We start from the raw sequence: 1,574 nt of genomic DNA on the forward strand, positions 1-1,574 counted from the left end.
CGTTCAGGTGCACGGCGGAGTGGTCGAAGAGGTGCCGCAGCGCGATCGGGCTCAGCGTGGCGCCGAAGTCGATCTCGTGGTCGCGGACCTCCGTGGAGGGGTACATCGGGGTTTCCACCCCGGTGGCCGCCCACTCGACGAGCCGGGCGATGGCCCGGGCGTTGTAGCCGATGTGCGCGGTGATGTGCCGGCGGGTCCAGCCCGGAAGCAGCGAATCGCCGTCGAGCTCAGAGTCGCTGAGTTCGTTGAGCTTGCGGGCGAAAAACGCCGTGCCCCGGCGCGCCTGCAGCAGGGCTGCCAGCAGCTCCGGGTCCGTCGTCTGGTCGTGGCGGGCAACCATCAGGCTTCCTTGACCACACGGTTCTTCAGCTCTCCCAGGCCCTCGATGGTGGTGACCAGGAGCTGGCCTTCCTGCAGGTAGCGCTTCGGGTCCTGGGCGTGGCCCACGCCTCCCGGGGTGCCGGTGGCGATGACGTCGCCCGGGTTCAGCGTGATGATGGTGGAGATGTAGGAGACCAGGAACTCCGGCGTGAAGACGACGTCGTTCGTGGGGGTCTGCTGCTGGATCTCGCCGTCGAGGGCGGTGGTCATCAGGCCGCCGCTGAACTCGTCCCGGGTCACCAGGGCCGGGCCGAACGGGGTGGACTTCTCCCAGGTCTTGCCCTGCAGCCACTGGATGGTGCGGAACTGGTAGTCGCGCATCGATACGTCGTTCAGGACGGCGTAGCCGGCGATGTGGTCCGCGGCGTCGGCTTCGGAAATCCGGCGGCCCTTCTTGCCGATGACGACGGCGAGTTCGGACTCCCAGTCGACCGTGTCGGATTCCTGCGGCAGCGCCAGGTCATCGTTCGGGCCGATCAGGGATTCCTGGTACTTGGCGAACAGGGTGGGGAACTCGGGGACTTCCCGGCCCATTTCCTTGATGTGGTTGCGGTAGTTGTGGCCCACGCAGATGATCTTGCCGGGGGAGGGGACCACGGCGGCCAGGTCGGCGCCCTCGAGCGGGTGCGTGGCGCCGGACGCAGCCTGCGCGGTCGCTTCCCAGTCCGCGGTGCGCAGCAGCTCTCCGACGTCGGCGAAGCCGTCGATCTCGGTCAGGGTGCCGCCGTCCTGGCGCACGGCCTTGGTGACTGTTTTTCCCTCAACGGGGAGGCGGAGGGTGAGGAGTCTCATTATTTGTTGCGTCCTTCGATGTAGGTGCGGTTGAAGTTCAGCCGTTCGAAAATGGGGGCGTCGCTGAAACGGAAGAGGTCGAATTCGGTCTCCGCCTGCAGGGACCACGCGGCCCAGGACGGGACGACGAACAGGTCGCCCTTCTCCAGGGTCCTGGTTTCGCCGTTCAGGACCACGGAACCGGAGCCCTCGAAGACCTGCCAGACGCTCGAGCCGACCTCGCGGAGGGCTTGCGTGGAGGCGCCGGCGCGGAGGCGGTGGAATTCGGCCCGGATGGTCGGCATCACGTCCCCGCCGGTGGTGGGGTTGGTGTAGCGGACGGCGGCGTGGCCCTGGGACACGGTGGCCGGGTGGCCCTCGTCCTCGAGCAGCAGCTGCTCGCGCAGCGCCCGGTCCGTGTA

The 1,574-nt window shown here is 67.9% G+C and carries 3 protein-coding genes; all 3 read right to left on the reverse strand.

From position 1 onward, the window contains the following. Nucleotides 1–340 (reverse strand): maleylpyruvate isomerase N-terminal domain-containing protein (locus tag AC50YC_RS19775; protein ID WP_494954971.1); only part of this gene is annotated, 340 nt, incomplete at its 3' end. Continuing rightward, nucleotides 340–1,173, reverse strand: a complete 834-nt coding sequence (locus AC50YC_RS19780) for a fumarylacetoacetate hydrolase family protein (RefSeq protein ID WP_494954972.1) — start codon at nt 1,171–1,173, stop codon at nt 340–342. The genes AC50YC_RS19775 and AC50YC_RS19780, both read right to left, overlap by 1 nt. After that, the coding region (locus tag AC50YC_RS19785; protein WP_494954973.1) for a cupin domain-containing protein at nt 1,173–1,574 on the reverse strand (402 nt) is incomplete at its 5' end. The genes AC50YC_RS19780 and AC50YC_RS19785, both read right to left, overlap by 1 nt.

The sequence above is a fragment of the Pseudarthrobacter sp. MDT1-56 genome (genome assembly GCF_059383555.1).